The 22,953-nt window shown below is 70.0% G+C and carries 19 protein-coding genes; 14 read left to right on the top strand and 5 right to left on the bottom strand.

The window, feature by feature from the left end:
* The first annotated feature begins 44 nt into the window (after positions 1-44).
* The 11 genes from infC (at position 45) to pheT (ending at position 13,692) form a co-directional block, all read left to right on the top strand.
* Positions 45-857 carry a translation initiation factor IF-3 gene (gene infC / locus B7K23_RS13030; RefSeq protein WP_084127032.1) on the top strand — a complete coding sequence of 271 codons (813 nt, stop codon included), beginning with the start codon at positions 45-47 and terminating at the stop codon, positions 855-857.
* A gap of 92 nt (positions 858-949) precedes the next feature.
* Positions 950-1,144, top strand: coding sequence for a 50S ribosomal protein L35 (gene rpmI / locus B7K23_RS13025; protein WP_062203297.1), 195 nt, complete (start codon positions 950-952; stop codon positions 1,142-1,144).
* 28 nt (positions 1,145-1,172) lie between these two features.
* Complete coding sequence (rplT, locus tag B7K23_RS13020; RefSeq protein WP_084075948.1) at positions 1,173-1,553, top strand: 50S ribosomal protein L20; 381 nt, start codon at positions 1,173-1,175, stop codon at positions 1,551-1,553.
* Between the two features lie 97 nt (positions 1,554-1,650).
* Positions 1,651-2,406 (top strand): RNA methyltransferase, encoded by a 756-nt coding sequence (locus B7K23_RS13015; RefSeq protein WP_307176122.1) that lies wholly within the window; start codon positions 1,651-1,653, stop codon positions 2,404-2,406.
* Between the two features lie 178 nt (positions 2,407-2,584).
* Positions 2,585-4,180, top strand: coding sequence for a diguanylate cyclase (locus B7K23_RS13010; protein WP_084127030.1), 1,596 nt, complete (start codon positions 2,585-2,587; stop codon positions 4,178-4,180).
* A 97-nt stretch (positions 4,181-4,277) separates the two neighbouring features.
* Entirely contained in the window at positions 4,278-5,864 is a 1,587-nt protein-coding gene (locus B7K23_RS13005; RefSeq protein ID WP_084127029.1) for a diguanylate cyclase, read from the top strand.
* A gap of 137 nt (positions 5,865-6,001) precedes the next feature.
* Entirely contained in the window at positions 6,002-7,588 is a 1,587-nt protein-coding gene (locus B7K23_RS13000; protein ID WP_159451418.1) for a diguanylate cyclase, read from the top strand.
* Between the two features lie 63 nt (positions 7,589-7,651).
* A complete protein-coding gene (locus B7K23_RS12995) occupies positions 7,652-8,122 on the top strand; it encodes a hypothetical protein (RefSeq protein WP_084127027.1) in 471 nt (156 codons plus the stop codon).
* A gap of 26 nt (positions 8,123-8,148) precedes the next feature.
* Positions 8,149-9,678: a diguanylate cyclase gene (locus tag B7K23_RS16090; protein WP_084127026.1), complete on the top strand. Its 1,530-nt coding sequence runs from the start codon at positions 8,149-8,151 to the stop codon at positions 9,676-9,678.
* 305 nt (positions 9,679-9,983) lie between these two features.
* A complete protein-coding gene (pheS, locus tag B7K23_RS12985; RefSeq protein ID WP_084127025.1) occupies positions 9,984-11,072 on the top strand; it encodes a phenylalanine--tRNA ligase subunit alpha in 1,089 nt (362 codons plus the stop codon).
* Position 11,073: 1 nt separating this feature from the next.
* Positions 11,074-13,692 carry a phenylalanine--tRNA ligase subunit beta gene (pheT, locus tag B7K23_RS12980; RefSeq protein ID WP_084127024.1) on the top strand — a complete coding sequence of 873 codons (2,619 nt, stop codon included), beginning with the start codon at positions 11,074-11,076 and terminating at the stop codon, positions 13,690-13,692.
* Positions 13,693-13,869: 177 nt separating this feature from the next.
* Here the strand turns inward: pheT and B7K23_RS12975 are convergent, their stop codons facing one another.
* The 4 genes from B7K23_RS12975 to B7K23_RS12960 all read right to left on the bottom strand — a co-directional run bounded on the left by B7K23_RS12975 (position 13,870) and on the right by B7K23_RS12960 (position 20,145).
* Positions 13,870-14,304: a hypothetical protein gene (locus tag B7K23_RS12975; RefSeq protein WP_143338291.1), complete on the bottom strand. Its 435-nt coding sequence runs from the start codon at positions 14,302-14,304 to the stop codon at positions 13,870-13,872.
* Between the two features lie 180 nt (positions 14,305-14,484).
* Positions 14,485-16,890 carry a glycoside hydrolase family 2 TIM barrel-domain containing protein gene (locus tag B7K23_RS12970; RefSeq protein ID WP_084127022.1) on the bottom strand — a complete coding sequence of 802 codons (2,406 nt, stop codon included), beginning with the start codon at positions 16,888-16,890 and terminating at the stop codon, positions 14,485-14,487.
* A gap of 104 nt (positions 16,891-16,994) precedes the next feature.
* Positions 16,995-19,397: a glycoside hydrolase family 2 TIM barrel-domain containing protein gene (locus B7K23_RS12965; protein WP_084127021.1), complete on the bottom strand. Its 2,403-nt coding sequence runs from the start codon at positions 19,395-19,397 to the stop codon at positions 16,995-16,997.
* 55 nt (positions 19,398-19,452) lie between these two features.
* The gene (locus B7K23_RS12960; RefSeq protein ID WP_159451417.1) at positions 19,453-20,145 is read right to left on the bottom strand and encodes a TetR/AcrR family transcriptional regulator; all 693 of its coding nucleotides are present in this window, start codon (positions 20,143-20,145) and stop codon (positions 19,453-19,455) included.
* Between the two features lie 265 nt (positions 20,146-20,410).
* Between B7K23_RS12960 and B7K23_RS15535 the strand changes: the two genes are divergently transcribed.
* Together B7K23_RS15535 and B7K23_RS12955 are read left to right on the top strand one after the other, a co-directional pair.
* Entirely contained in the window at positions 20,411-20,722 is a 312-nt protein-coding gene (locus B7K23_RS15535; protein ID WP_143338289.1) for a Dabb family protein, read from the top strand.
* Between the two features lie 9 nt (positions 20,723-20,731).
* Positions 20,732-21,283 carry a hypothetical protein gene (locus B7K23_RS12955; RefSeq protein WP_084127019.1) on the top strand — a complete coding sequence of 184 codons (552 nt, stop codon included), beginning with the start codon at positions 20,732-20,734 and terminating at the stop codon, positions 21,281-21,283.
* Here the strand turns inward: B7K23_RS12955 and B7K23_RS12950 are convergent.
* Positions 21,280-21,705, bottom strand: coding sequence for a hypothetical protein (locus B7K23_RS12950; RefSeq protein WP_084127018.1), 426 nt, complete (start codon positions 21,703-21,705; stop codon positions 21,280-21,282). The two genes, B7K23_RS12955 and B7K23_RS12950, sit on opposite strands and share 4 nt — an antisense overlap.
* 279 nt (positions 21,706-21,984) lie before the next feature.
* Between B7K23_RS12950 and B7K23_RS12945 the strand changes: the two genes are divergently transcribed.
* Entirely contained in the window at positions 21,985-22,923 is a 939-nt protein-coding gene (locus B7K23_RS12945; RefSeq protein WP_084127017.1) for a hypothetical protein, read from the top strand.
* Positions 22,924-22,953: the final 30 nt, after the last annotated feature.

Genomic DNA, 22,953 nt, shown 5'->3' with positions numbered 1-22,953 from the left:
TGTGACGCGCAAGTGGAGTCCGCCTCCCACCCTAGGGCCAGCAGATGGGCCAGGGTACAGGTCCTCGCCCGTGGCGTGCGTTCATCGTACGTGGGGGCGGGATCGCTGGTGGCCTCTGCTCGTGTTCGGGCAGGGGCTTTTCCCATTTCCGGGGAAGGCGCCGGTCGGAAGGTCGTCGACGCAAGCAACGAGAAGGAGCCGCTATCAACGAGCCGCGCATCAACGAGCGCATCCGTGTCCCCGAGGTCCGCCTGGTCGGCCCGAAGGGCGAGCAGGTCGGCATCGTCCGCATCGAGGATGCCCTCCGTCTGGCGCAGGACGCCGAGCTCGACCTGGTCGAGGTGGCGCCCAACTCGCGTCCTCCCGTCGTCAAGCTCATGGACTACGGCAAGTTCAAGTACGAGGCTGCGGTCAAGGCACGCGAGGCACGTCGCAACCAGGCGAACACCGAGATCAAGGAGATGCGGTTCCGCCTCAAGATCGACGAGCACGACTACGAGACCAAGAAGGGCCACGTCGTCCGCTTCCTCAAGGGTGGCGACAAGGTCAAGGTCACGATCATGTTCCGCGGCCGTGAGCAGTCCCGTCCCGAGATGGGCCGTCGACTCCTCATGAAGCTCGCGGACGAGGTCGCGGAGTACGCGGTCGTCGAGAACCGTCCCAGCCAGGAGGGACGCAACATGTCCCTCGTGCTCGGTCCTCTGAAGAAGAAGGCCGAGGCTCGGGACGAGCAGCGCAAGGAGCGCGAGGCGCGCAAGGCGGCGGATGTCGCGGAGCGCACCGAGCGCGAGGCGGCCAAGGCCGCGTCGAAGCCCGCATCGGCAGAGCCGGTGGAGGCCGAGGTGGAGGAGGCGTAAGCCTCATCACAGACTTCCCGGGGCCCCCACGGGTCCCGGACGAACGTGTCGTGCCCTCGCGGGCGCGGCCTGACCTGAAGAAGGAGGCCATCGTGCCGAAGAACAAGACCCACTCGGGCGCCAAGAAGCGCTTCAAGCTCACTGGCACCGGCAAGGTGAAGCACGCCTCGGCGATGAACGTGCACAAGTTCGAGGAGAAGCACTCCTCGCGCAAGCGCCGCGTGGCCGTGGACCAGACGCTCGCCGACGGCGACGCCAAGAAGATCAAGAAGCTGCTGGGCAAGTAAGCCCGCCCGCAAAACTAAGGAGTACGAAATGGCACGCGTCAAGCGGGCAGTCAACGCCCAGAAGAAGCGCCGGTCCACCCTCGAGCGGGCAGCGGGTTACCGCGGCCAGCGCTCGCGCCTCTACCGGAAGGCCAAGGAGCAGGTCACCCACTCCATGGTGTACAGCTACCGGGACCGCCGCGCTCGCAAGGGTGAGTTCCGCAAGCTGTGGATCCAGCGCATCAACGCTGCGGCCCGCGCGAACGGCATGACCTACAACCGCCTCATCCAGGGCCTCAAGGCCGCGGAGATCGAGGTCGACCGCCGCATGCTCGCCGAGCTCGCGGTCAACGACGAGGCCGCCTTCGCGCAGCTCGTCGAGGTCGCCAAGAAGGCCCTCCCGGCCGACGTCAACGCGCCCGCCGCGTAAGCGTCGCCACCCAAGCAGCACCCGCATGACAGGACGCCCCGCCGGGCCCCGCCTCCGCGACACGCTCTCGAACCCGAGGGCCGATCGCGTGAGAGGCGTGAGGGCCCTGGCGGGGCGTTCTGCGCGCAAGCGGTCGGGCACCTACCTGGTCGAGGGTCCGCAGGCCGTGCGCGAGGCCGTGCGCTTCGCCGCGGCCGACGTGCGCGACGTGTATGTCACGGACGATGCGCGAGTCGCGCACCCCGAGATCGTCGACGAGGCGCTCGAGGCCGGGCTCTTCGTCCACCCCGTCACCGACGAGGTCGCACACGCCATGAGCGGTGACGCGCAGGGCGTGATCGCCGTGCTCACCGCCCGCGCCACGGGCGAGATCGACAGCATTCCTTCCGATGCGACGCTCGTCGCCGTGCTGAGCGCGATCCGCGACCCCGGCAACCTCGGCGCGGCGATCCGGGTCGCGGACGCCGTGGGCGCCGACGCCGTGGTGCTGGCCGGCGAGTGCGTCGACCCCGCCTCGCCCAAGGTGATCCGCGCCTCGGTCGGCAGCGTGTTCCACCTTCCCGTGCTGCGCGCGCCGGAACTGAGGGAGTCCGCGGCGGCCCTGAAGGAGCGCGGCCTCGCGCTCGTCGCGGCGGACGTGAGCGGCGCCGACGAGCTCGGGCGGGCCACGGAGCCGGCCCTGCGAGAGCCGCACGCGTGGGTCTTCGGCAACGAGGCCTGGGGTCTCACGGACGACGAGCTCGCCGTCGTCGAGCACGTCGTCAGGATCCCCATCCCAGGCCAGGCCGAGAGCCTCAACCTCGCCACCGCGGCCGCGGTGTGCATGTACGCGAGCCTGTTCGCGCGCTCCTGACCGCGTCGCCTGAGCGGGTCGCGGCCCGAGGCGTGTCCGTCCAGCCAACCGAACGTCGCGGGATGCCCCCGAGGGTACCGGGGCAAATCTGGGCAAAGCCGTGAAATGCCTGGTGAGCATTGGTGATTGTTCCCACACGCGCTCGCCTCGCGCGCGCATGGTTCCCTAGCCTCTGCACATGACCGAGCTGATGTCGCAGGGGCGAGTGCGCCCGCGCAGCATGTTCGCGCTCGGAGTCGCCGTCATGGTCTTCATGTTCGTCGCGCAGCTCCTGATCGCCCTGTGGATGCGCGGGGTGGCGGTCAACGGCGTCGCCGACGCGGTCGACGAGGTCATGACCAGTTCGGTCGAGAGCGCCCAGGAGTGGGTCGCGGACTACACCGAGGCGGTCGTGTCCGCGACCTCCGGCACCGCGGCGTGGATCTCGCGCGCCTCACCGGCTCCCGACGAGGTCACCGAGGTCCTCCTGGCGAGTGCCGCACTCAATCCCCACTTCACCACGGTCGTCGTCGCGTACCCGGACGGGTCATGGACGGCGATCGACGTGGGAGGCGACGGCGACGAGTACGCCTTTGCGGTCGCGAGCACGTCCACGGTCGGGGAAGGGCTGACGCAGACGGCCGAGTTCTATGACAGCGACCTGCGACTGGTCGAGACGATCGTCCTCGACGACAATCGGGTGCCGCTCGAGGTGACGTTCTGGGAGGAGGCCTCGCGTTCCGACGATGCCTTGTGGTACGTCTCGGACGAGGTCGACCCTCGATCTGAGGATCACGGCGTCTGGCTCGCCGAGCCCGCGCGGGACGGCGACGGTGAGCTCGTCGCCGTCGTCGCCTCGTCCTTCCCCGTGGAGGGCATGTCCTCCGCGCTCGCAGAGGTCTCTCTCGGTGAGCACGGAAGTGCGGTGGTGCTTGACGCGGAGCGACGTGTCGTCGCGGCCCCGACCGATCTCGCGACAGGCGCGGCGGACGGCTCGACGTCGACGGCGCGCGCGACCGCCGAGAGCCTTGGCCTGGCGACCGCGGCCGAGGCGACGCCGGACGACTCGCATGCCCAGTTCGCGTACGACGGCCAGTATCACGTGGCGGAGATCGGCCTCGAGTCGGTGGGGGTGCCGTGGGTGCTCCAGCTTCGCGCGGTCGACGAGGAGCTGGCTCCGCAGATCCTCAGTCTCAGGACGACGATTCAGATCGCATCGTTCGCACAGTTCACGGTGCTGGTGGGCGGCGCGGTGCTCTTCTTCCTGTACTGGCGTCCCATGAAGCAGATCCGACGGACCGCGTTCACGGACGGCCTCACGGGCCTCCTGCGCCGCAGCCGCTTCCTGGAGCTGGCCCCCGAGGTGATCGCGGACGCGCATCGCACGGGGGCCGCCGTCGCGGTCGTCGTGCTCGACCTCGACAACTTCAAGCGCGTCAACGACGAGGCGGGCCACGCGGCCGGGGACAGGTCGCTCACCGAGGCCGCGCGGGCTCTCAGCGCCGCGGTGCGCTCGGGGGACCTGGTCTGCCGCTGGGGTGGTGATGAGTTCGTCGCGCTCGTGAGGCTCAAGGACGACGCTGTCGGCCTGTCGGTCGCGGAGCGGCTCAGGAGCGAGTGCGAGACCGCGTTCCGCGGGTCCTTCCCCGAGGACCTGGGCCTCGGCGCGACCGCCGGCGTCGTCGTGTCGCGCTCGGGTGACGCCGACATCCGCGAGCTCGTGGACACCGCCGACGCCCACCTGATCGAGGGCAAGCAGCAGGAGAAGTCGCGCTCGTACGCGGGCACCCGGTGACCGTCTCGCCGGACATTCGACGCAAAAGGTGCGGCGGCCCGGGCGGCGACCTGCATGGCCCTCGCCCCCGCATTGTCCCTGTGCCTACGATCCAGGTATGAGCCACCTTTCCCCGCTGCGCGCGCGACGGTCCCGCGACCTCGTGCGGGCCGGGGCGGTCGTGAGCGCGACCATGCTCGTCGTGCTGCTTGGCGTGACGATCTGGATCGGGTCGCTGGCTGGCAACGGCGTGGACCGGGTCGTCGAGGGAGCGCTCGATTCGGCCGCGGACACGGCCATGGGGCGCGTCGAGGAGTACCTGGGGTCCGCCGAGGACACCACCGCGGGCCTCGCAGGCTGGGTCGCCCAGAACGATCCGTCACCCGCGCAGGTCGCCGACCGGCTGCTCGTCGCGGAGGCCGTGGACTCGACCCTGCGGACCGTCGCGGTCGCGTACCCGGACGGCTCGTGGGTCGCCGTGACCAGAGGGATCTTCCCATCGGAGGAGGCCTTCACCGTTGTGACGAGCTCGGGCCTGGGTGGCGCTGAGAGCACGACCGAGTACTCGAGCGGCCTGGTTCGGGTGAGCGCCTCCGAGCAGGAGGGGGAGCTCGACGCTGAGGAGCTCGGGTTCTGGTCCACCGCCGCGTCCGCCGATGCGCTCGTGTGGACCGACCCCGCGCGCAAGGCGCTCAACGGCGACATCGGGTCGTGGGCGGCGCAGGCGGTGCGGGACGATGCGGGCAACGTGGTCGCGGTCGTCGCCTCGGACTTCACGCTCGACTCGCTCGCCGAGGCGGTCAACGCCGTCTCGCTCGGCGACAGCGCCGGCGTGTACGTGCTCGACAGCCAGCGGCGTGTGCTCGTTGCTCCCGAGATGCTGCGGGCGGACCTCGAGGACGCGTTCGAGACTGGTGGCCTGGTCGATGACAAGGCGCTGAGCCTCACCACGTCCGCCGTCGCGACGCCGGAGGACGCGACGATTCAGCTCGGCTTCGACGGCGACGTGCGCACGGCCGAGGTGGGTCTCGAGTCGCTCGGGGTGGGCTGGATCCTGCACGTGAGGGCGATCGACGACGAGATCTCGCCCGAGGTCATCACGTTGCAGGGCGCGCTCGCCTGGGCGGCCGCGATCCTCTTCGGGATGGTGATCGGCGCCTCCGCGCTGTTCTTCGTGCTGTGGCGGCCGTTCTCGGAGATGCGCAGCGCCGCGTACACGGACTCGCTCACGGGGCTGCTGCGCCGCGGCCGCTTCATCGAGCTCGCGTCGGCGACGATCCTCGAGGCCAACCGTGCGGGAGGCATCGCCTACGTGGTCGTGCTTGACCTCGACAACTTCAAGGAGCTCAACGACGCCCAAGGGCACGATGCGGGAGACGCCGCGCTCACGGAGGTGGGGCGTGCGATGGAGGCCGAGGTGCGTCGCAAGGACCTGGTCTCGCGGTGGGGAGGCGACGAGTTCGTCGCGCTGCTCATGGTCCCGGACGCCGCGACGGGCGAGGCCGCGATGGAAAGGCTCCGCGCGGGGGTGGCCGACGCGCTCGACACCGCGTTCCCCAAGCAGCACGGCCTTGGGGTCACTGCGGGAGGCGCGCCCGCGGCGGGCGCGTGGGACGACGTCGAGGAGCTCATCACGCTCGCGGATGAGGCGCTCGTCGAGGGCAAGCAGCACGCGAAGTCGAGGTCCTACGCCGCGCACCCGTGACCTCGCGCGCCGGCAGCACGCTCGGCCCCTTGCTGCGGCACGCCCCAGCACACGCGGACAAGAAACGCCTGATGAGCGAGGGTGAGAGTTGCCACACAGGGGTGTGCTCGCCGCTCTCGCTGCTCTAGGTTGTGGCCGTGATCGCACGCAGCCAGCCACGACGCCGGACTCGCCGGCACACGTTCGTGATCGGTCTGCTGCTCGCCGACCTGGTGCTGCTCGCCCACCTCGCCGTCGCGATCTGGACTGGCGGGGTCGCGCGCGAGGGCGTCGAGACGGCCCTCGCCGAGGCGTTCGCGTATGTCGCGGAGAGCTCGACCGCCCAGGTGGCCGAGTACGTGGAGGCCTCCGAGCAGACCACCGACGCCGTGGCGAGGTGGATCGACAGGGACTCGCCCACGAGGGAGGAGATCGCCGACCGCCTGCTGGTGATCGTCGCCGCCGACTCGCGCCTGCGGGTGATCGCCGTGGCCTATCCGGACGACTCCTTCGTCGCCGTCGTGCCCGCGTGGGAGGGGAGCGGCTACGCGTATGTGACCGCGACCGCCGACGCGACCGACGGCTCCTACGTCCTGACGGGCTACAACATGGACCTCGAGCCCATCGCGGACGAGTCGTACGACTGGGCCGTCGGAGGCACGGAGCTCGGCTTCTGGGAGGCCGCCGCGCCCTCGTACGAGCTCGTGTGGACGCAGCCCGCGCTCCGTCCGATCACCGGCGTCGGAGGTGCCTGGGCCGCACAGCGTGTGCTCGACGATGACGGCGAGATCGAGGCGATCGTCGGCACAGACTTCCCGCTCGAGTCGCTTCAGGAGGACCTCAACGCGCTGCCGCTCGGCAGCGACGGGGAGATCTTCCTGCTCGACGGCGACCGACGCGTGATGACCGGCCCGACCGAGCTCGGCGAACGGATCGCCGCGGGCTTCGACGAGGACGGTGGGCTGAGCAGCGCCGGCTTCGGCCTCGACCCGTCCGAGCGCGCGACTCCATACGACATCGCAGTGCAGATCGGCACCGACGGCGACCTCCACACCGCCGAGCGTGGGCTCAACGACCTCGGGGTTCCGTGGATCCTGCACTTCCGGGCGACGGATTCCTCACTCGCCCCCGGGATCGTGCATCTCGCGACGGTGTTCAGGTGGGTCACGGCGGGCATGTTCCTTGTGCTGCTGCTCGCGGCGATCGTGTATGCGATCATCTGGAAGCCGCTGCGGCAGATGCGGAGCGCCGCCTATGAGGACGGTCTGACAAGGTTGCTCACGCGCCGTCGGTTCACGCACCTCGCCCCTCAGGTCATCGCGAACGCGCACCGGGAAGGCGGCCACGTGTGCGTGGTCGTGCTCGACCTCGACAACTTCAAGGCGCTCAACGACGCGCGCGGACACAAGGCCGGCGACGCCGGGCTCGAGGCAGTCGGCAAGGCGCTCAGGAACCATGCGCGAGGGCCGGACCTGGTCGCGCGATGGGGAGGCGACGAGTTCGTCGCCCTGCTTGCGATGCCCGATGACACCTTGGGCGTGGCCGCGATGGAGAGGCTGCGGGACACGGCCGAGGATGCGCTCGTCACGCTCTTCCCTGACGTGCCGGGCCTCGGGGTGACCGCCGGCGGCACGCGGTCGCTCACCGGGCGGGAGGCCATCGAGGAGCTCGTGCGGGAGGCCGATCAGGCCCTCGTCGAGGGCAAGCGCCGCGCGAAGTCGCACTCGTACGCCGCGACGCGATGAGGCAGGGGCCTGGGGCGCGGCGGGCCCTCACTGGTAGCCTCGGGCGCAGTCTGAGGAGGATCCATGGATAACACGGTGCGGATCGACGTGCGAGGCGCGCGCGGCAAGGTCGAGGTGGAGGGCCGCCACGGCGTCACCGCGAAGGTGCTGCTCGACGGCGAGCCGGTGCGCCCCAAGAAGGGCGTGTTCGCCGTTCCGGTGAGCGGTGGACGCACCGCGGAGATCCGCCTGCGGGGGCTGCTTCCCGGCTTCCAGAAGGTCGTGGTCGACGGCGAGCCCGTCGTCGGGCTCGGCGACCACGTGCCGATGGTCGCGCGCGTGACCATGTTCGCGCCGCTGCTCCTGCTGGTCACCGCGCTGTTCGGCACCGTCCCGGGGACCATCGGCATGGTGCTCGCGCTGCTGCTGTTCTTCATGTCCATCATGGTCGTGAAGAATCCCGACATGCCGGTGTGGATGCGCGCGGCCCTTCCGCTCGCCAACACCGCGGCGGGTGCGGTCGTCGTCCTCGTGTTCACGGGCGCTCTAGGCTGACCGGCCGCGGCAAGGGGGACGCTGCGATGGCTGAAGGAAGGATCCGGGAGAGGCTGCGCGATCCCTTCGCGTGGGTCGTGGTGGTCGCCCTCGTGGTGCTCACCGTGATCGCGGGCTCGTCGCTGTTCGTGCGCGCCGACGTCTCCGAGGAGGCGCAGACGGTGACTTCGGAGGCCGTTCAGGTGATCGGGGACGCCGCCGCCGCGCAGCTCGTCGAGTCCTCATTGCCTGCGGACCTGGTGCTGACCGCGCTGCGCTCGGGGATCTATGCTGACCCGACGCTGCTTGAGCCGGCGGACGTCGCGACGATGCTCGCGACCGCGATGCTGTCGTTCGACGAGGTCGGCTCGATGCAGGTCGAGGTGGCCGACGGGACGTTCGCGGGGATGTACCGCGTCGAGGGCGGCTTCGCCTTCGTGGGGCGTCATGCGGACGGCACCGTCGAGGGCATCCACTTCAACTCGTTCTTCACCGCCCAGGGCGCCATCGCGAACCCGCCGAGCAAGGCGATCCTCGACCTTGAGCCCGTCGAGCAGGGCGAGATCGTCCGCGGCGAGCCTCAGCCCATCGGTTCGGAGCGAGGACTCGCGGTCCCGAGCCGGCTCTCGGTCTACGACGATGACGGCGAGCTCATCGCCACGGTGCAGGCGGCGATCGACATCGACATGCTCGACGAGGCGCTCGCGGACACGAAGGCTGTCGAGGTCGGACAGGTCGCTGTCTACTCGCCCGAGGGCGAGCTCATCGCAGGTGAGGACGTCCAGGTGCCCGAGGACCTCATGTCGACGGCGGTGGACGAGGGCTCCGTCGCGGTCGACGGCAACTGGGTCTACTACACGCGCACCGTGAGCACCGACTCGGGCCTCGGCTGGACGCTCGTGCTGTGCGCGAGCGCCGACGAGGTCGTGCCGTCGGCGGCCGCGGTCGCGCACACCATGACCTTCTACACCGCGCTCGTGCTGATCCTCGTCGCGGTCTTCGGCGCGGTCGCCTGGGTGCTGCGCAGGCCCGCGGGGGAGATCTCCGCGCTCGCGCGCACCGACGCCGTCACCGGGCTCGCCAACCGCCATCACTTCCACGTCCGCGGCAAGGACATCCTCGCAGCGGCGGGACGACGCGGCGCTCACGTGCTCGTCGTCGTGTTCGACCTGGACGGCTTCAAGCAGGTGAACGACGTCATCGGCCACGACGCGGGCGACGCCGCGCTGCAGATCGTCGGCGACGCGCTCACGGGCGCCGCGGGACCCCGCGACGTCGTGGCCCGCACCGGCGGCGACGAGTTCGCGCTCGTGCACTGGCTCGGTGACGATGAGGACGCCTCGGAGACTGTCGAGCGCTTCCGCTCGCTCGCCGACCTCGAGCTCAAGGCATGCGTGGACTCCGAGGTCGTCGTGGGAGAGATCGCGGTCGGCGTGAGTGCGGGATGGGCGACGACCCACGGGGGAGAGCGGCGCCTGGACCGGCTCGTGCGCGCCGCGGACGGCGCGATGGTTGAGGGACGCCAGGACGAGAAGGGGACCGCATACGAGGCCGTGCCTCCGGCCTCCGAGCACTGATCCGGGTCGTCCCCACCTGCCCGGGTGCCGCATCGTCCGTGGCCCGGGGAGCGACGCATCGTCCCGGTGCCCGGTGACTGACGCATCGTCCATTGCTAAGGTGGCATCCATGAGCACGCAGCCGAGCGCCCCTGTCGCGGGCGCCGCCGTGCCTCGGGAGTCGGGCGCGCAGAGCCGCCCCGCACCTTCGCTGTTTATGTAGGCCAGGCGAGGACCGCCTGGCCTGAATCCGCACGCGGCCGCACTGAACGCCCCCGCGCGCGCCGGTAGACTCCCGCACGGACATTCCCTCAAGGAAAGCAGCCATGACCGACCTTTCTCCGCTCGACGCCGACGGCGTCCAGGCGGCCGTCGACGAGGCGCTCGCCGCCTTCGCGGCCGCCACTACCCTCGACGAGCTCAAGGATGCGCGACTCGCCCACACGGGTGACAAGGCGCCGCTCACCCTCGCCAACCGCGCCATCAAGGACGTCGCGCCCACCGACAAGGCCGCCGCCGGCAAGGCCATGGGTGCCGCCCGCGCCGCCATGGGTCGCGCGCTCGCGGCCCGCACCGAGGAGCTCGAGGCCGAGCGCGACGCGCGCGTCCTGGTCGAGGAGACGGTCGACGTGACCCTCCCGGTGCAGCGCGGCCTGCAGGGCGCTCGCCACCCGTTGGAGACGATGCAGGAGACCATGTGCGACACCTTCGTCGCGATGGGCTGGGAGGTGGCCGAGGGGCCCGAGATGGAGGCGGAGTGGTTCAACTTCGACGCCCTCAACTTCGACCCTGACCACCCGGCGCGCGAGATGCAGGACACCTTCTTCATCGACCCGCCCGAGTCGGGCCTGCTGCTGCGCACCCACACCTCGCCGGTGCAGGTGCGCGCCGCGCTCGACCGCCGTGACGCGCTCGTGCGTGACGGCCGCGGCATCTACGTGGTGTGCCCCGGCAAGACGTTCCGCACCGATGAGCTCGACGCGACCCACACCCCGGTCTTCCACCAGATCGAGGGCCTCGCGGTCGACAAGGGCCTCACGATGGCGCATCTCAAGGGCACGCTCGACGCGTTCGCGCGCTCGCTGTTCGGCCCCGATGCCGTGACGCGTCTGCGCCCGTCGTTCTTCCCCTTCACCGAGCCCAGCGCGGAGATGGACCTGCGCTGCTTCGTGTGCGGCGGCGAGGACGCCTCGTGCCGCACCTGCTCGGGCACCGGCTGGATCGAGTGGGGCGGCTGCGGCATGACGCACCCGAACGTGCTCATCGCCGCGGGCATCGACCCGTTCGAGTACACCGCGTTCGCGTTCGGCATGGGCATCGAGCGGACCCTGATGTTCCGCCACGGTGTGAAGGACATGCGTGACATGGTCGAGGGGGATGTGCACTTCTCCCAGCAGTTCGGGATGGAGATCTGACATGCCCAAGATTCCGCTGAAGTGGCTCGAGGAGTCCGTCGACCTGCTGCCCGGTTCCACCGCGTCCGACGTGGCCGCCGCGCTCGTCAAGGTCGGCCTCGAGGAGGAGGGCATCGAGGGCGGCTCCGTCACGGGGCCGCTCGTCATCGGCCGCGTTCTCTCCTTGGTGAAGGAGGAGCAGTCCAACGGCAAGACCATCAACTACTGCCGCGTGGATGTCGGCGAGCACAACGATCCTGAGGGGCCGGGCCACAAGCCCGACCACAAGGTCGAGTACCCGGCGTCGAAGGGCATCGTCTGCGGTGCGCACAACTTCGTCGAGGGCGACTACGTGGTCTGCGTGCTGCCCGGCGGCGTGCTGCCCGGGCCGTTCCCGATCGGCGGCCGCAAGACGTACGGTCACTGGTCGGACGGCATGATCTGCTCGTCCAAGGAGCTCGGCCTCGGGGACGACCACTCGGGCATCATCGTGCTCGCGTCGCCTTCGGGCTCGTCCGAGGTTTTCGCGGGCGTCTCCGTGCCTTCCGACGCGCTCGTGCCCGGTGCCGACGCGATCCCGCTGCTCGGGCTCGACGAGCAGACCATCGAGATCAACGTGACGCCCGACCGCGGCTACTCGTTCTCGGTGCGCGGCGTCGCTCGCGAGTACTCGCACTCGACCGGCCAGCCGCTGCGCGACCCCGCGCACATCGAGGTCTCCGGACGACGCGGCGCGGGCTTCCCTGTGGACATCGACGACCAGGCGCCCATCCGGGGGCGCGTGGGATGCGACCGCTTCGCCGCGCGCATTCTGCGCGGCTTCGACCCGGCCGCGCCGAGCCCGACGTGGATGAAGCGCAGGCTCGATCAGGCAGGCATGCGCCCGATCTCGCTCGCCGTGGACGTCACCAACTACGTGATGCTCGAGCTCGGTCAGCCGCTGCACGCGTACGACCTCGCGAAGCTCGAGGAGCCGATCGTGGTGCGCCGCGCGAAGCCGGGGGAGACCCTGGTCACGCTCGACGACGTGGAGCGCAAGCTCGACCCCGAGGACATCCTCGTGACCGACTCGGTCGGCGGCGCGGGCGAGCGCATCATCGGCCTCGGCGGTGTCATGGGTGGACTCGAGACCGAGATCTCGGAGACCACCACGGACATCCTTCTCGAGGCCGCGCACTGGGACCCGATCACGATCGCGCGCACCGCGCGCCGTCACAAGCTCGGCTCCGAGGCGTCGCGCCGCTATGAGCGCGGCGTCGACACCGCGCTGCCGCCGCACGCGATCGAGCGCGCGCTCGGGCTCATGAAGGAGTTCGGTGGCGGTGAGATCGAGGAGATCTACACCGACATCAACCACGTCGAGCCCGTGAAGCCGATCGTCATGGATGCTTCGTACCCGTCGACGCTCGTCGGGGTGGAGTACCGACAGGACGTCGTGGTCGACTCGCTCGAGCAGGTCGGCTGCCTGGTGTCGGCCTCCGGGACGACCCTCACCGTGACCCCGCCGTCGTGGCGTCCCGACCTGGAGTCGCCGGTGAACCTCGTCGAAGAGGTCGCGCGCCTCGAGGGCTACGACACCCTGCCGTCGATCCTGCCGGTCGCGCCCCCCGGGCGTGGTCTCACGCACTCGCAGAAGACGCGTCGATCCGTGGCGCGGACCCTGGCCGAGGCCGGCCTGACCGAGGTGCTCACGTACCCGTTCATGGCTGAGTCCCGTCTGGACGACATGCTGATCCCCGCGGACGACTTCCGGCGCGCGCAGGCAATCCGCCTGGCGAACCCGCTGTCGTCGACGATGCCGCTCATGCGTACCGGCATGATCGCGACGCTGATCGACGCCGTGAAGACGAACCTGGGCCGCGGCGCGCAGGACGTCGCCGTCTACGAGATCGGCCGAGCGTACCGCGCCGACCTGATCGGCGACGTGCCGACGACGTTCTCGGGCTCGACCATCACGCCCGATGACGTCGAGCGACTCAACGAGGCCCTGCCGGGTCAGCGTCGTCGCGTGGCGGGCATCATGACCGGCAACCGCGTGCCGGCGTCGTGGAACCACGGCGCGGAGGCCTTCGACTGGACCGATGCGATCGCCATGGTTCAGAAGGTCGCTGGCGTGTGCGGAGTCGAGCTGGAGATCGGCACGGAGCCGTTCGAGCGCCTGTCGCTCGCGCCGCTGCACCCGGGCCGCACGGCGGCGTTCCGCCTGCCCGACGGCACCCCGATCGGCTACGCCGGCGAGATGCACCCGAAGGTGTGCGAGAACCTGGGCCTCCCGGCCCGGACCGTGGCGTTCGAGGTCGTGCTCGATCCGATGATCGAGGCGTCCGAGGGACGGATTGCTCCCGCGACTCCCGTGTCGCAGCAGGTGTTGGCGAAGGAGGACTTCGCGTTCGTCGTCGCGTCCTCTGTGCCGGCCGGTGCGCTCGTGGCTGCCGTTCGCGCGGCTGGCGGCGAGCTGGTCGAGGACGCGCACGTGTTCGACGTGTACACGGGCGAGCAGATCGGCGAGGGCAAGAAGTCGCTGGCTGTGAACGTCGTGATGCGTGCTGCCGACCGGACGCTGTCTGCTGATGAGGTGCTCGCTGTGCGCGAAGCGATCATCGCGAAGGCCAGCGACGAGTTCGGGGCCGTGCTGCGGTAGCGCTGCTGACTGCAGAGAAAGGGCCGGTCGACCATGTGGTCGACCGGCCCCTCCTCGTTCTGCTTGTGCTCCCGATGATCTCGCGCCCATACGGTGCCACTCAGGCCAGCAAGCCGGCCAGTTGCCAATCCACCCCCCTGCGGACCTGCATCGACCGCGTGGTACTTACAGCCGCTGTCAACAGGTGAAGTCGATCGCGTCGTCCGTTGTGTTTCCGTCCGAGACTTTGGATGACACCCAGTACACGACGTTCATGAGCTTCGGGCCCTCGGGGGTGTCGATCGCGATCGTGTCGTGGGTGATGTCGTCTCCGGAGCCATCGTCCGTGACGGTTCTCACCAGCAGGCCCGGCGTGTAGTTGTCGTGGCCTTCGTACGGCTGTGTGCAGACGATCTCAGGCTGGGCGGTGGGTGCGGTGCCCGCTTCTTGGAGCAGCACATCGCAGTTGCCTTGCGAGGACGCCAGGTCGCACAGTGCCGCAGCGTCTCCGCGCGAGCCATATGCCTGTGCGACGAGCGCCTCGACTTCCGCGACTTCGGGCACCCGAGCCTCGGACCCGCCAGTGCATCCGGCGAGCAAGGTGGCTGCCAACGCCGCGACGAGCGTGCTCAAGCCCTTCTTGCTGACTGACAACAATGCCCCCTCCGCCAAGGACATCTCGGCGCTTCGATTGAACGATCCCCCGGATGCACGCTACTAGCCTGCCGACCTCCTGTGCCAGCAGGCCCACCATCGCGGCCAAGCCGATCTGAGTCGCGCCGAAGCACCCCCCGGCACACCCGGATCGGGCGCCTACGCGATTCTGAGTTCCAGCACCACGTCCTCGTAGCCCTCGGCCGTCACGGTCACCTTCGCGGCGCCCGTCCCTGTCGGCCGCACCACGGCCAGCGCGCGGCCGTCGAACGTCTTCCACGTCGACGCGTCCAGCCGCTCCTCGGTCGACGGGTTCGCTGAGCACATGCCCGCCAGTACCGCCGCGCCCTCCACGATCACCGTCACCGACGACACCGAGTCGGCCGCAAGGACCCCAGCAGCATCGCGCAGTTCGATCGCCACGTACGCCAGGTCGTCGTCCGAGTTCGTGATCGCGGAACGGTCGAGCGACGCGACAAGCGAAGGCGCGCCGGCGGTCACTAACGAAGTCCGGCCAACCTCGGCCCCATCCCGGAAGGCGACGGCCACCAGCGAACCCGGCTGATACGTCGTCTCCAGCGAGGCGAGCATCGGCTTCATGTCCCCCACGGGACCACGAGCGACCTCGGAGCCATTCAATTCGAGTGAAACAGTGTCGGCATCGGCATACACCTCGACCACGACGGGCTTGCCCTCGAACCCGTTCCACGACCACGACGAGACCGTGTCGCTCCACGACCACTGCGAGTGCGCCACGACCTTGACCCCATACCGAGAGGGCCGCTGCACCGCGATGTACGGCTCGGTCCGCAGCCCGAACACGATCTCTCGGTAGTACGACACCGGCCTGCGCCAGCCCGTGATGTCGATGTCCGCGGTCCACGCGGTCAGCCACGGGTACTCGCGCATCAGCTGGCCGTTCGCCTTCGGGTCGTCGGCGTACTGCACCGAGCCGATGCCGACCTCACCCAGGTAGTCCCAGCCGGTCCACGTGAAGTCGCCGATGACGTTGGGATGCGACTTCACGAGCGGCCACAGCCGCCCGATCTGCGACGGGAACGTCTCCGAGCCCACGATCACGCGGTGGGGGAACGCCTCCAGATCCTGCTCATACCGCGACTCCGCATAGTTGAGGCCGAACACGTCGAGCGACGACGCCGCCTCCTCCATGCGCGCGGTCGCGGACGGCGACTTCCCGATTTCGTCGAACAGGTCGTAGTCCGCCATCGCGGCGTTGAGTCCGCCCATCTTCTCGATGAACTCGGGCATCTCGTCGATCACCGCGAGCAGGGCGTTCGCGCCGTTGGTCACCGGCCGCGTGGGGTCGAGCGAGCGGAACTTCTGCGCGAGCCTGCGCGCCCACCGCGCGCCGTGGGGCGTGCCGACCTCGACGATCTCGTTGCCCGTCGAGTACATGATCACGCTGGGGTGGTTGCGGTCCTTGGCGACGAGCGCCTCGACGTCCGCCTCCCACCACACAGGGAAGTCGGCGGCGTAGTCGTAGGGTGTCTTGAAGCGCGTCCACATGTCGAAGGCCTCGTCCATGACGAGCATGCCGAGCCGGTCGCATGCGTCGAGCATCGCGACCGATGCCGGGTTGTGCGACGTGCGGATCGCGTTGAAGCCCGCCTCCTTCAGCAGTTCGATCCGGCGCTCCTCGGCACGGCCGATCGCAGCGCCGCCGAGCGGCCCGTTGTCGTGATGGATGCACGCCCCACGCATCAGCACGGGTTCGCCGTTGAGTCGCAGCCCCTTCTTGGGGTCGACGGTGATGGTCCGGATGCCGAACGCGGTCACCACAGGCGAGGAACCTTCGAGGCCCACCGACGCCGTGTACAGGGCCGGCGAGTCGGGGCTCCACAACGAGGGATCGGCGACGTACAGCAACTGCCGCACCGACGCGGTCTCGCCGGGGGCGAGCGTGAGCGGCGTCGAGTCGCCCTCACAAGACGAGCCGGAGGGCGAGGCGACGTCCGTGACCACGCGCACGGTGCGCGTCGTCCTGGTGTCGTTGACCACCGTGGTGGTGACGGACACGACCGCCTGGTCGTCCTCGATCCGCTCCGTCACGATGGTGACCCCGTCGTTGACGATGCGCACCGCATCGTCCACGTGCAGGAAGACGGGACGATGCAGTCCGGCGCCGGAGTACCAGCGCGAGTCCTCGCCCGTGCGCACCTCGATGCGCAGTGCGTTGGACGCGCCGAAAAGCAGGTACGGCGTGACGTCGACGAAGAAGCGCGCGTAGCCGTCGGCGCGGATCCCGGCAAGCTCGTTGTTCACGAACACCTGCGCACGGCGCATCGCGCCCTGGATCTCGAGCTGGACGGTCTGTCCCTCCCACTCGGCGGGCACATCGAGCGCGCGCTCATACGTGAAGGCCGCGCGCGGGTAGTAGCCGGACGCGTCCTTCGACGGGGCGTCGGGGGAGCGGTCCTCGTCGCGCAGCGCGTCGTGAGGCAGGCGGACCGTGCCGAGCACGCTCGGTCGGCTCCCGTCGGCACCCGCGAAGGGGCCGGTGGGGAGGCGGTAGGTCCACTCGTCGTTGAGGGGGATGATCGTCACGGTGTGCTTCCTTAGCTGAAACCGGTGGTGATGCCGCCAGCCTAGGGAATGCACGAACGGCCACGCGAGTGCACACTCGCGTGGCCGTTCAATGAACCTGCGCGCTACGCGATGGTGAGCTCCAGGGCGACGTCCTCGTGGCCCTCGGCGGACACGGTCACCGTCGCGGTACCGGCACCCGAGGGGCGCACCACGGCGAGCGCGCGGCCATCGAAGGTCTCCCACGTCGAGGCGTCGAAGCGCTCCTCCGTGGACGGGTTCGCCGAGCACATGCCCGCGAGGACTGCAGCGCCCTCGACGGTCACGGTGACGGTTGCGGAAGCGTCGGCCGCGAGCACCCCCGCGGCATCACGCAGCTCGATCGCCACGAACGCGAGGTCGTCGTCGGAGTTGGTCAGCGAGGAACGGTCCACCGACGCGACGAGCGACGGCGAGTCGGCGGTCACCAGGGAGGTCCGGCCCACCTCGGCGCCGTCGCGGTAGGCGATGGCCACGAGCGAACCGGGCTGGTACGTGGTCTCGAGGACCGCGAGCATCGCCTTCTCGTCACCCACCTGGCCGCGCGCGATCTCCGCGCCGTCGAGCTCGAGCACGACCTCGGAGGCGTTGGCGTAGACCTCGACGGTCACGGGCTTGCCCTCGAAGCCGTTCCATGTCCACGAGGACACCGAGTCGCTCCACGCCCACATGGACGGGTTGAGGATCTCGCGCCCGTGGAACTCGGGGCGGCGCACCGCGATGTACGGCTCGGTCCTGATCCCGAACACGATCTCCCGGTAGTACGACAGCGGGCGGCGGTGGCCCGTGATGTCGATGTCGCCGCACCACGCGGTGAGGTACGGGAACTCGCGCTCGAGCTGGCCCGAGGCGTTCTCGTCGCCGACGTACATGGTGGAGCCGATACCGACCTCGCCCAGGTAGTCCCATCCGGTCCACGTGAAGTCGCCGATCACGTTCGGGCTCTCGACGACCTGCGGCCACAGCTCGCCGATCATCGGGCCGAAGGTCTCCGAGCCGACGATGACGCGGTGCGGGAAGCGCTCGCGGTCGGGCGCGTAGCGCTTCTCCGCGTAGTTGAGGCCGAGCACATCGACCGCTGCCGACGACTCCTCGATGCGAGCGGTGGCCGTGTCGGTCGCGCCGACCGTCGCCATCGCGTTCTTGTCGGCCATGAGGGCGTTGAGACCGCCCATCTCCTCGATGATCTGCGGCATCTCGTCGATGATCGCGAGCAGCGCGTTGACGCCGTTCGTGACGGGACGCGTGGGGTCGAGCGCGCGGACCTTGTCCGCGAGCTTGCGTGCCCAGCGGGCTCCGTGGGGCGTGCCGACTTCGACGATCTCGTTGCCGATCGAGTACATGATCACGGACGGGTGGTTGCGGTCCTTCGCGACGAGCGCCTCGAGGTCGGCCTCCCACCACACGGGGAAGTCCGCGGCGTAGTCGTAGGGCGTCTTGAAGCGCGTCCACATGTCGAAGGCCTCGTCCATGACGAGCATGCCGAGCCGGTCGCACGCGTCGAGCATCGCGCTCGACAGCGGGTTGTGGGCCGCGCGGATCGCGTTGAACCCGGCCTCCTTGAGCAGCTCGATGCGGCGCTCCTCGGCGCGGCCGATCGCGGCGCCGCCGAGCGGGCCGTTGTCGTGGTGGATGCACGCGCCGCGCATCAGCACCTCGTCGCCGTTGATCCGCAGCCCTTTCTTGGGGTCCACGGTCACGGTGCGGATGCCGAAGGCCGTCTCGACCGGCACGCCGTTGTCGATCGTGACGGCGGCGCGGTACAGCGCGGGGGAGTCGGGGCTCCACAGGTCGGGGTCGCCGAGGTACATCATCTGACGCACGGTCGAGGTCTCGCCGGGGGCCAGGGTGAGGGGCGTGTTGTCGCCCTCGACCCGCGCGCCCAAGGGGGAGGTGATGTCCGTGACCACCCAGACGGTGCGCGTCGTCCTCGTGTCGTTGACCACGGTCGTGGCGACCGAGACGACGGCCTGGTCGTCCTCGACCCGCTCCGTCACCAGGCGCACGCCATCGGAGACGATGCGGATCGCATCGTCCACGTGCAGGGTCACCGGACGGTGCAGCCCGGCGCCGGAGTACCAGCGGGAGTCCTCGCCCGTGCGGACCTCGATGCGCAGGTCGTTGGCCTCGCCGTACTTCAGGAAGGGCGTGAGGTCGACGAAGAAGCGCGCGTAGCCGTCCGCGCGGACGCCAGCGAGCTCGTCGTTGAGGAACACCTGCGCGCGGCGCATCGCGCCCTCGACCTCGAGCTGGACGGTCTTGCCCTCCCACTCGGCCGGGACGTCGAGCGCGCGCTCATACGTGAAGGCGGCGGACGGGTAGAAGGCCGCGGCGCCCTTGGCGGGGACGTCCGCCGCGCGGGTCTCGTCCCGCAGGGCATCGTGCGGCAGGCGGACCGTTCCCAGCACCTCGGGGCTGCCGTTGACGCCCGCGAAGGGGCCGGCGGGCCTGCGGTAGGTCCACTCGGAGTTGAGGGGGATGGTGGTCATCGGTGCTGCACTCTTTTCTGGGATGGAGGGTGGTGGTCAAGCATGAGGAGGGTCATCAGTCGGCGTCGCGCATGATCACTCGAAGGAAGCCCTCGAGGGTCGCGACCACGTCCACGTAATCGCGGTCGATCAGCCAGTGGAGCTGGACGCCTTCCCAGAGGGCGAGGAAGGCCGTCGCGGCGAACTCGGGCGTGACGTCGCTACGGAGCCGGCCCGCCTCCTCCAGGTCCGCAAACCATCCCTGGAAGCCTTCGCGGACCCGCGCCGTGCGCGCCTTGAAGAACTCCTCAAGCGGGTGATCGGGAGTGGCCGACTCGGCCGCAAGGAGCGTGTAGAGCGCGATGATCTCGGGCGTGCGCGCGTTGTGCTCCGCGAGTGCGATGACGGCGCGGGGGATCTGGTCGAGGGAGTCGGGATGGGCGGCGGCGATGACCTCGTCGCCCTGGGCGTCGCGTTCCTGCATGAGGGACAGCAGGAGGGCCGACTTGTTCGGGAAGTGGTGCGTCACGGTCGACTGGTCGATGTCGCAGCGCCGCGCGATCTCGCGCATCGAGCTCGCGTGATAGCCCTTCTCGGCGAACACGTCGGTGGCCGCGGCGAGGATTGCCGCGCGGGTCTGTGCGGACTTCTTGTAAGGGCCCCGCGGCCCCTTGGAGGTCGCCTCGTCGCGCCCTGCGGCCGGTGCTGAGGGGAAGGAGGCGATGGGTGCGAGGTTGCTCGCCGTGGTGTCCGAATCGTCGTCGATCATGGCGCCGGACCTCCTTCGTCTTTGAATTTCCATCAGGCGCTGGAAATTCATGTTCGCATGGGTGCACAACACCGTCAAACCTGAGAATGACATGTGTCGCTCAGGCTCTCCGCAGAATCGTCCCCGAGCGCCGTCTTCCCGGGGTGAGCGGGGGACCAAGGTCCCCCGCGGGGTAGGCTCCTTGCGGCCCCGAGGAGGACGAGGCTCGCCCTTGCAAGCGGCCGTCGGGCGCGCGCCGAGGCACTCCTGGTGCAAGACTCGACGCATGAGCGAGACGGGAAGTCTGGTCCATGTGGTGCTGGTGCGATGGCGCGAGGACATGCCGTCCCGCGTGCTCGACGACGTGGGGCGCCGCGTCGCGGGGTTCACGTCGACGATCGACGGTGTGGTCGACGCGGTCGAGGGCGCGAGCGCGAGCTCCGAGGGTCTTGAGGATGGCTTCGACTGGGGCCTCGTGGTCACGTTCGAGGACGCGGTCGCGCGCGACGGCTACCTGGATCACCCCGAGCACCTTCCGGTCGCGGCGGCGATCGGGGAGTGGAGCGAGCGCGTCGTCGTGTTCGACCTCGCCCGGTAGCTTCACCGCATGGCTCGGGTCCTGCTCCTGCTCGACGTCGACGGCGTCATCGCCCCGCAGGCCATGCCCGGCTCGCACGGCGACGTGTGGCCCGCCGAGTCATGGGAGACCGCGCCCGTCGGCGGGATGCTCGGCGTCGAGTACTCGACGGCGATGGTCGAGGAGCTGCGCCGGCTCGCGTGGCTGCCCGGCGTCGACGGCGCGTGGTGCACCACGTGGGGTCGGCAGGCGCCCAAGCGGCTCGCGCCGGCGATCGACCTGGGACGCGGGTGGCCGGCGCTCGCGCCCGGCGATGGCGAGAACCACTTCGCGGGACCGGGCTGGTGGAAGGCTGCGCGGGCGCGCGAGGCGGTGGCGTCTCACGATGCCGTGGTGTGGATCGACGACCTGATCGACTCCTGGCGGGCCTCGCTGGACGATGCGGCGCTGCCCGGGCCCGAGTCGTGGCCGGGAGGGCGTCTGCTCGCGGTGTCGCCCGCGTCCGAGGTCGGTCTCGCGCCCCAGGAGCTCGCGGAGATCGGCGCCTTCGTCAGGCACGCGCTGCGGGCGGATGACGCCTAGCGCGGACCCCGCACCGGGTGGTTGAGGACGATGCGGAGGATCCCCGTCGCAGTGAGGATCACGTGAGGCTTGGTGTCCTCGTCGAGCGTCTCGGTGCGCTCCGCGTCCGCCTCGTCGAGCACCGCGACCACGGCACTCTCGGGGAACGTCGGCGTGCCCACGGGCGGGTTCACGGTCCAGCACGCGCCCCGGTCGATCCATTCGCGGTCAAGGTCGTCCCGCATGCAGGCGGCGTACTCCGTGGAAGGAGTCTGGATGATCACGGGGGAGATGCCCTGGCCGAGCAGCCATGCGGCGATGCGCGACGTGCGCTGGATCTGCTCGAGCGGCGTGCCCGTGAGAGTCTCCATCGAATGGCCCCACTGCAGGGCCGCATCGGCGGCCTTCGCGAGTGGCGAGCCGGGGGTGAGCGTCGGCTTCATGGTCCTACTCCTTTGGGGACTGCGCTCGCGCGGGGATCACGGGCGTCCAAATGTCCCATCGGTACCCGCAGGGGGCGGGTGAGACGCGCCGATGTCTGCTTGGACACATCGTCAAGTGCTCTCGGGTGCCGCGAAAACCCGTCCGGTGCGTGCGGGAATCCCCGTGAATGGGGTGATTGCCAGGGATGACCCTTGCGTCGGACCTTTCCGATACGGCAAAGTGGGCTCGCCGGTACCGTGCGGGGGCGCGGTGCGCGACGGCATCATCTGGGGGATTCCATGTTCGGACGACGTCGGCGCGAGCGCGCTCAGGAACCGCAGCAGCAACCGCAGGATCCGGAGCTGACGTTCCTGACCGCGGAGGAGGCGCACACGTTCAGGGGGCTCGTGATCGACGCGTTCGCCGCAGGGGGGCTCCACGTCAGGCCCGCGCGGGGAGCAGTGATCGCGGAGGACGGGCGCGCCTTCGGCCTGTGGAACCTCGCCGTCGCGTGCGTCAAGGCCTCGCCCGACCCGCGCGCGTGGGGAGCGATCGTCCACGGCCACGTCGAGACGCTGCTCAACCCGCCGCTCGCTGCGGCCGACCTGTCGGACCAGGACATGATCGGCATCGTCCACGCGCGCGTTCTGCCGGCGGCCGCGCTGTCCGAGCCCGGCACGCCGCTCACCGCGGAGCAGGCGAGGCCCGTCGCCGAGGGGGTGGTCGAGGTGCTCGCGCTCGACTTCCCCGACAGCGTCCAGATGCTCGGTGGCGACGCGCTCGCGGGGCGCGACGTCGAGGCGCTCTGGGCCGCCGGCCGCGCACGGACGCTCGCCACGCCCATCGAGGACCGCGAGGACCTCGAGGTCCAACCCGGAGCGGTGCTCACGCTGCTGTCCTCGGAGTCCTACTTCTTCGCCGGGCGGATCCTCGACATGCCGGCGCTGCTCCACGAGGTCTACGGCCCGCGGGCCCTCCCTCGCGGCGTGGTCGTGGGGGCGCCGCACCGGCACGGCATCGTGCTGCACGCGGTCGAGGGCGCGGGCTCGGTACAGGCGATCAGCGCCGCCGCGCAGTTCGTCGCCCGCTCGTCGTCGGGAGCGGCCGGCGCGCTGTCCCCGCACCTGTACTGGTGGGACGGCGCGGCGCTGCACACCATCTCCCGGCCCAACGGCCAGGGCGGCGTCGCCGTCGAGGCGCGCGGCGCCTTCGCCGACATGGTGGGCTCGCTCCACTAGGGCCGAGGCGCCAGGGCCTTCCGGGCGGTG

It is taken from the genome of Demequina sp. NBRC 110054, assembly GCF_002090115.1.
Classification (GTDB): domain Bacteria; phylum Actinomycetota; class Actinomycetes; order Actinomycetales; family Demequinaceae; genus Demequina.
The sequence above is the reverse complement of the archived record's forward strand: the minus strand, read 5'-3'. Positions and strand labels throughout refer to the sequence as shown.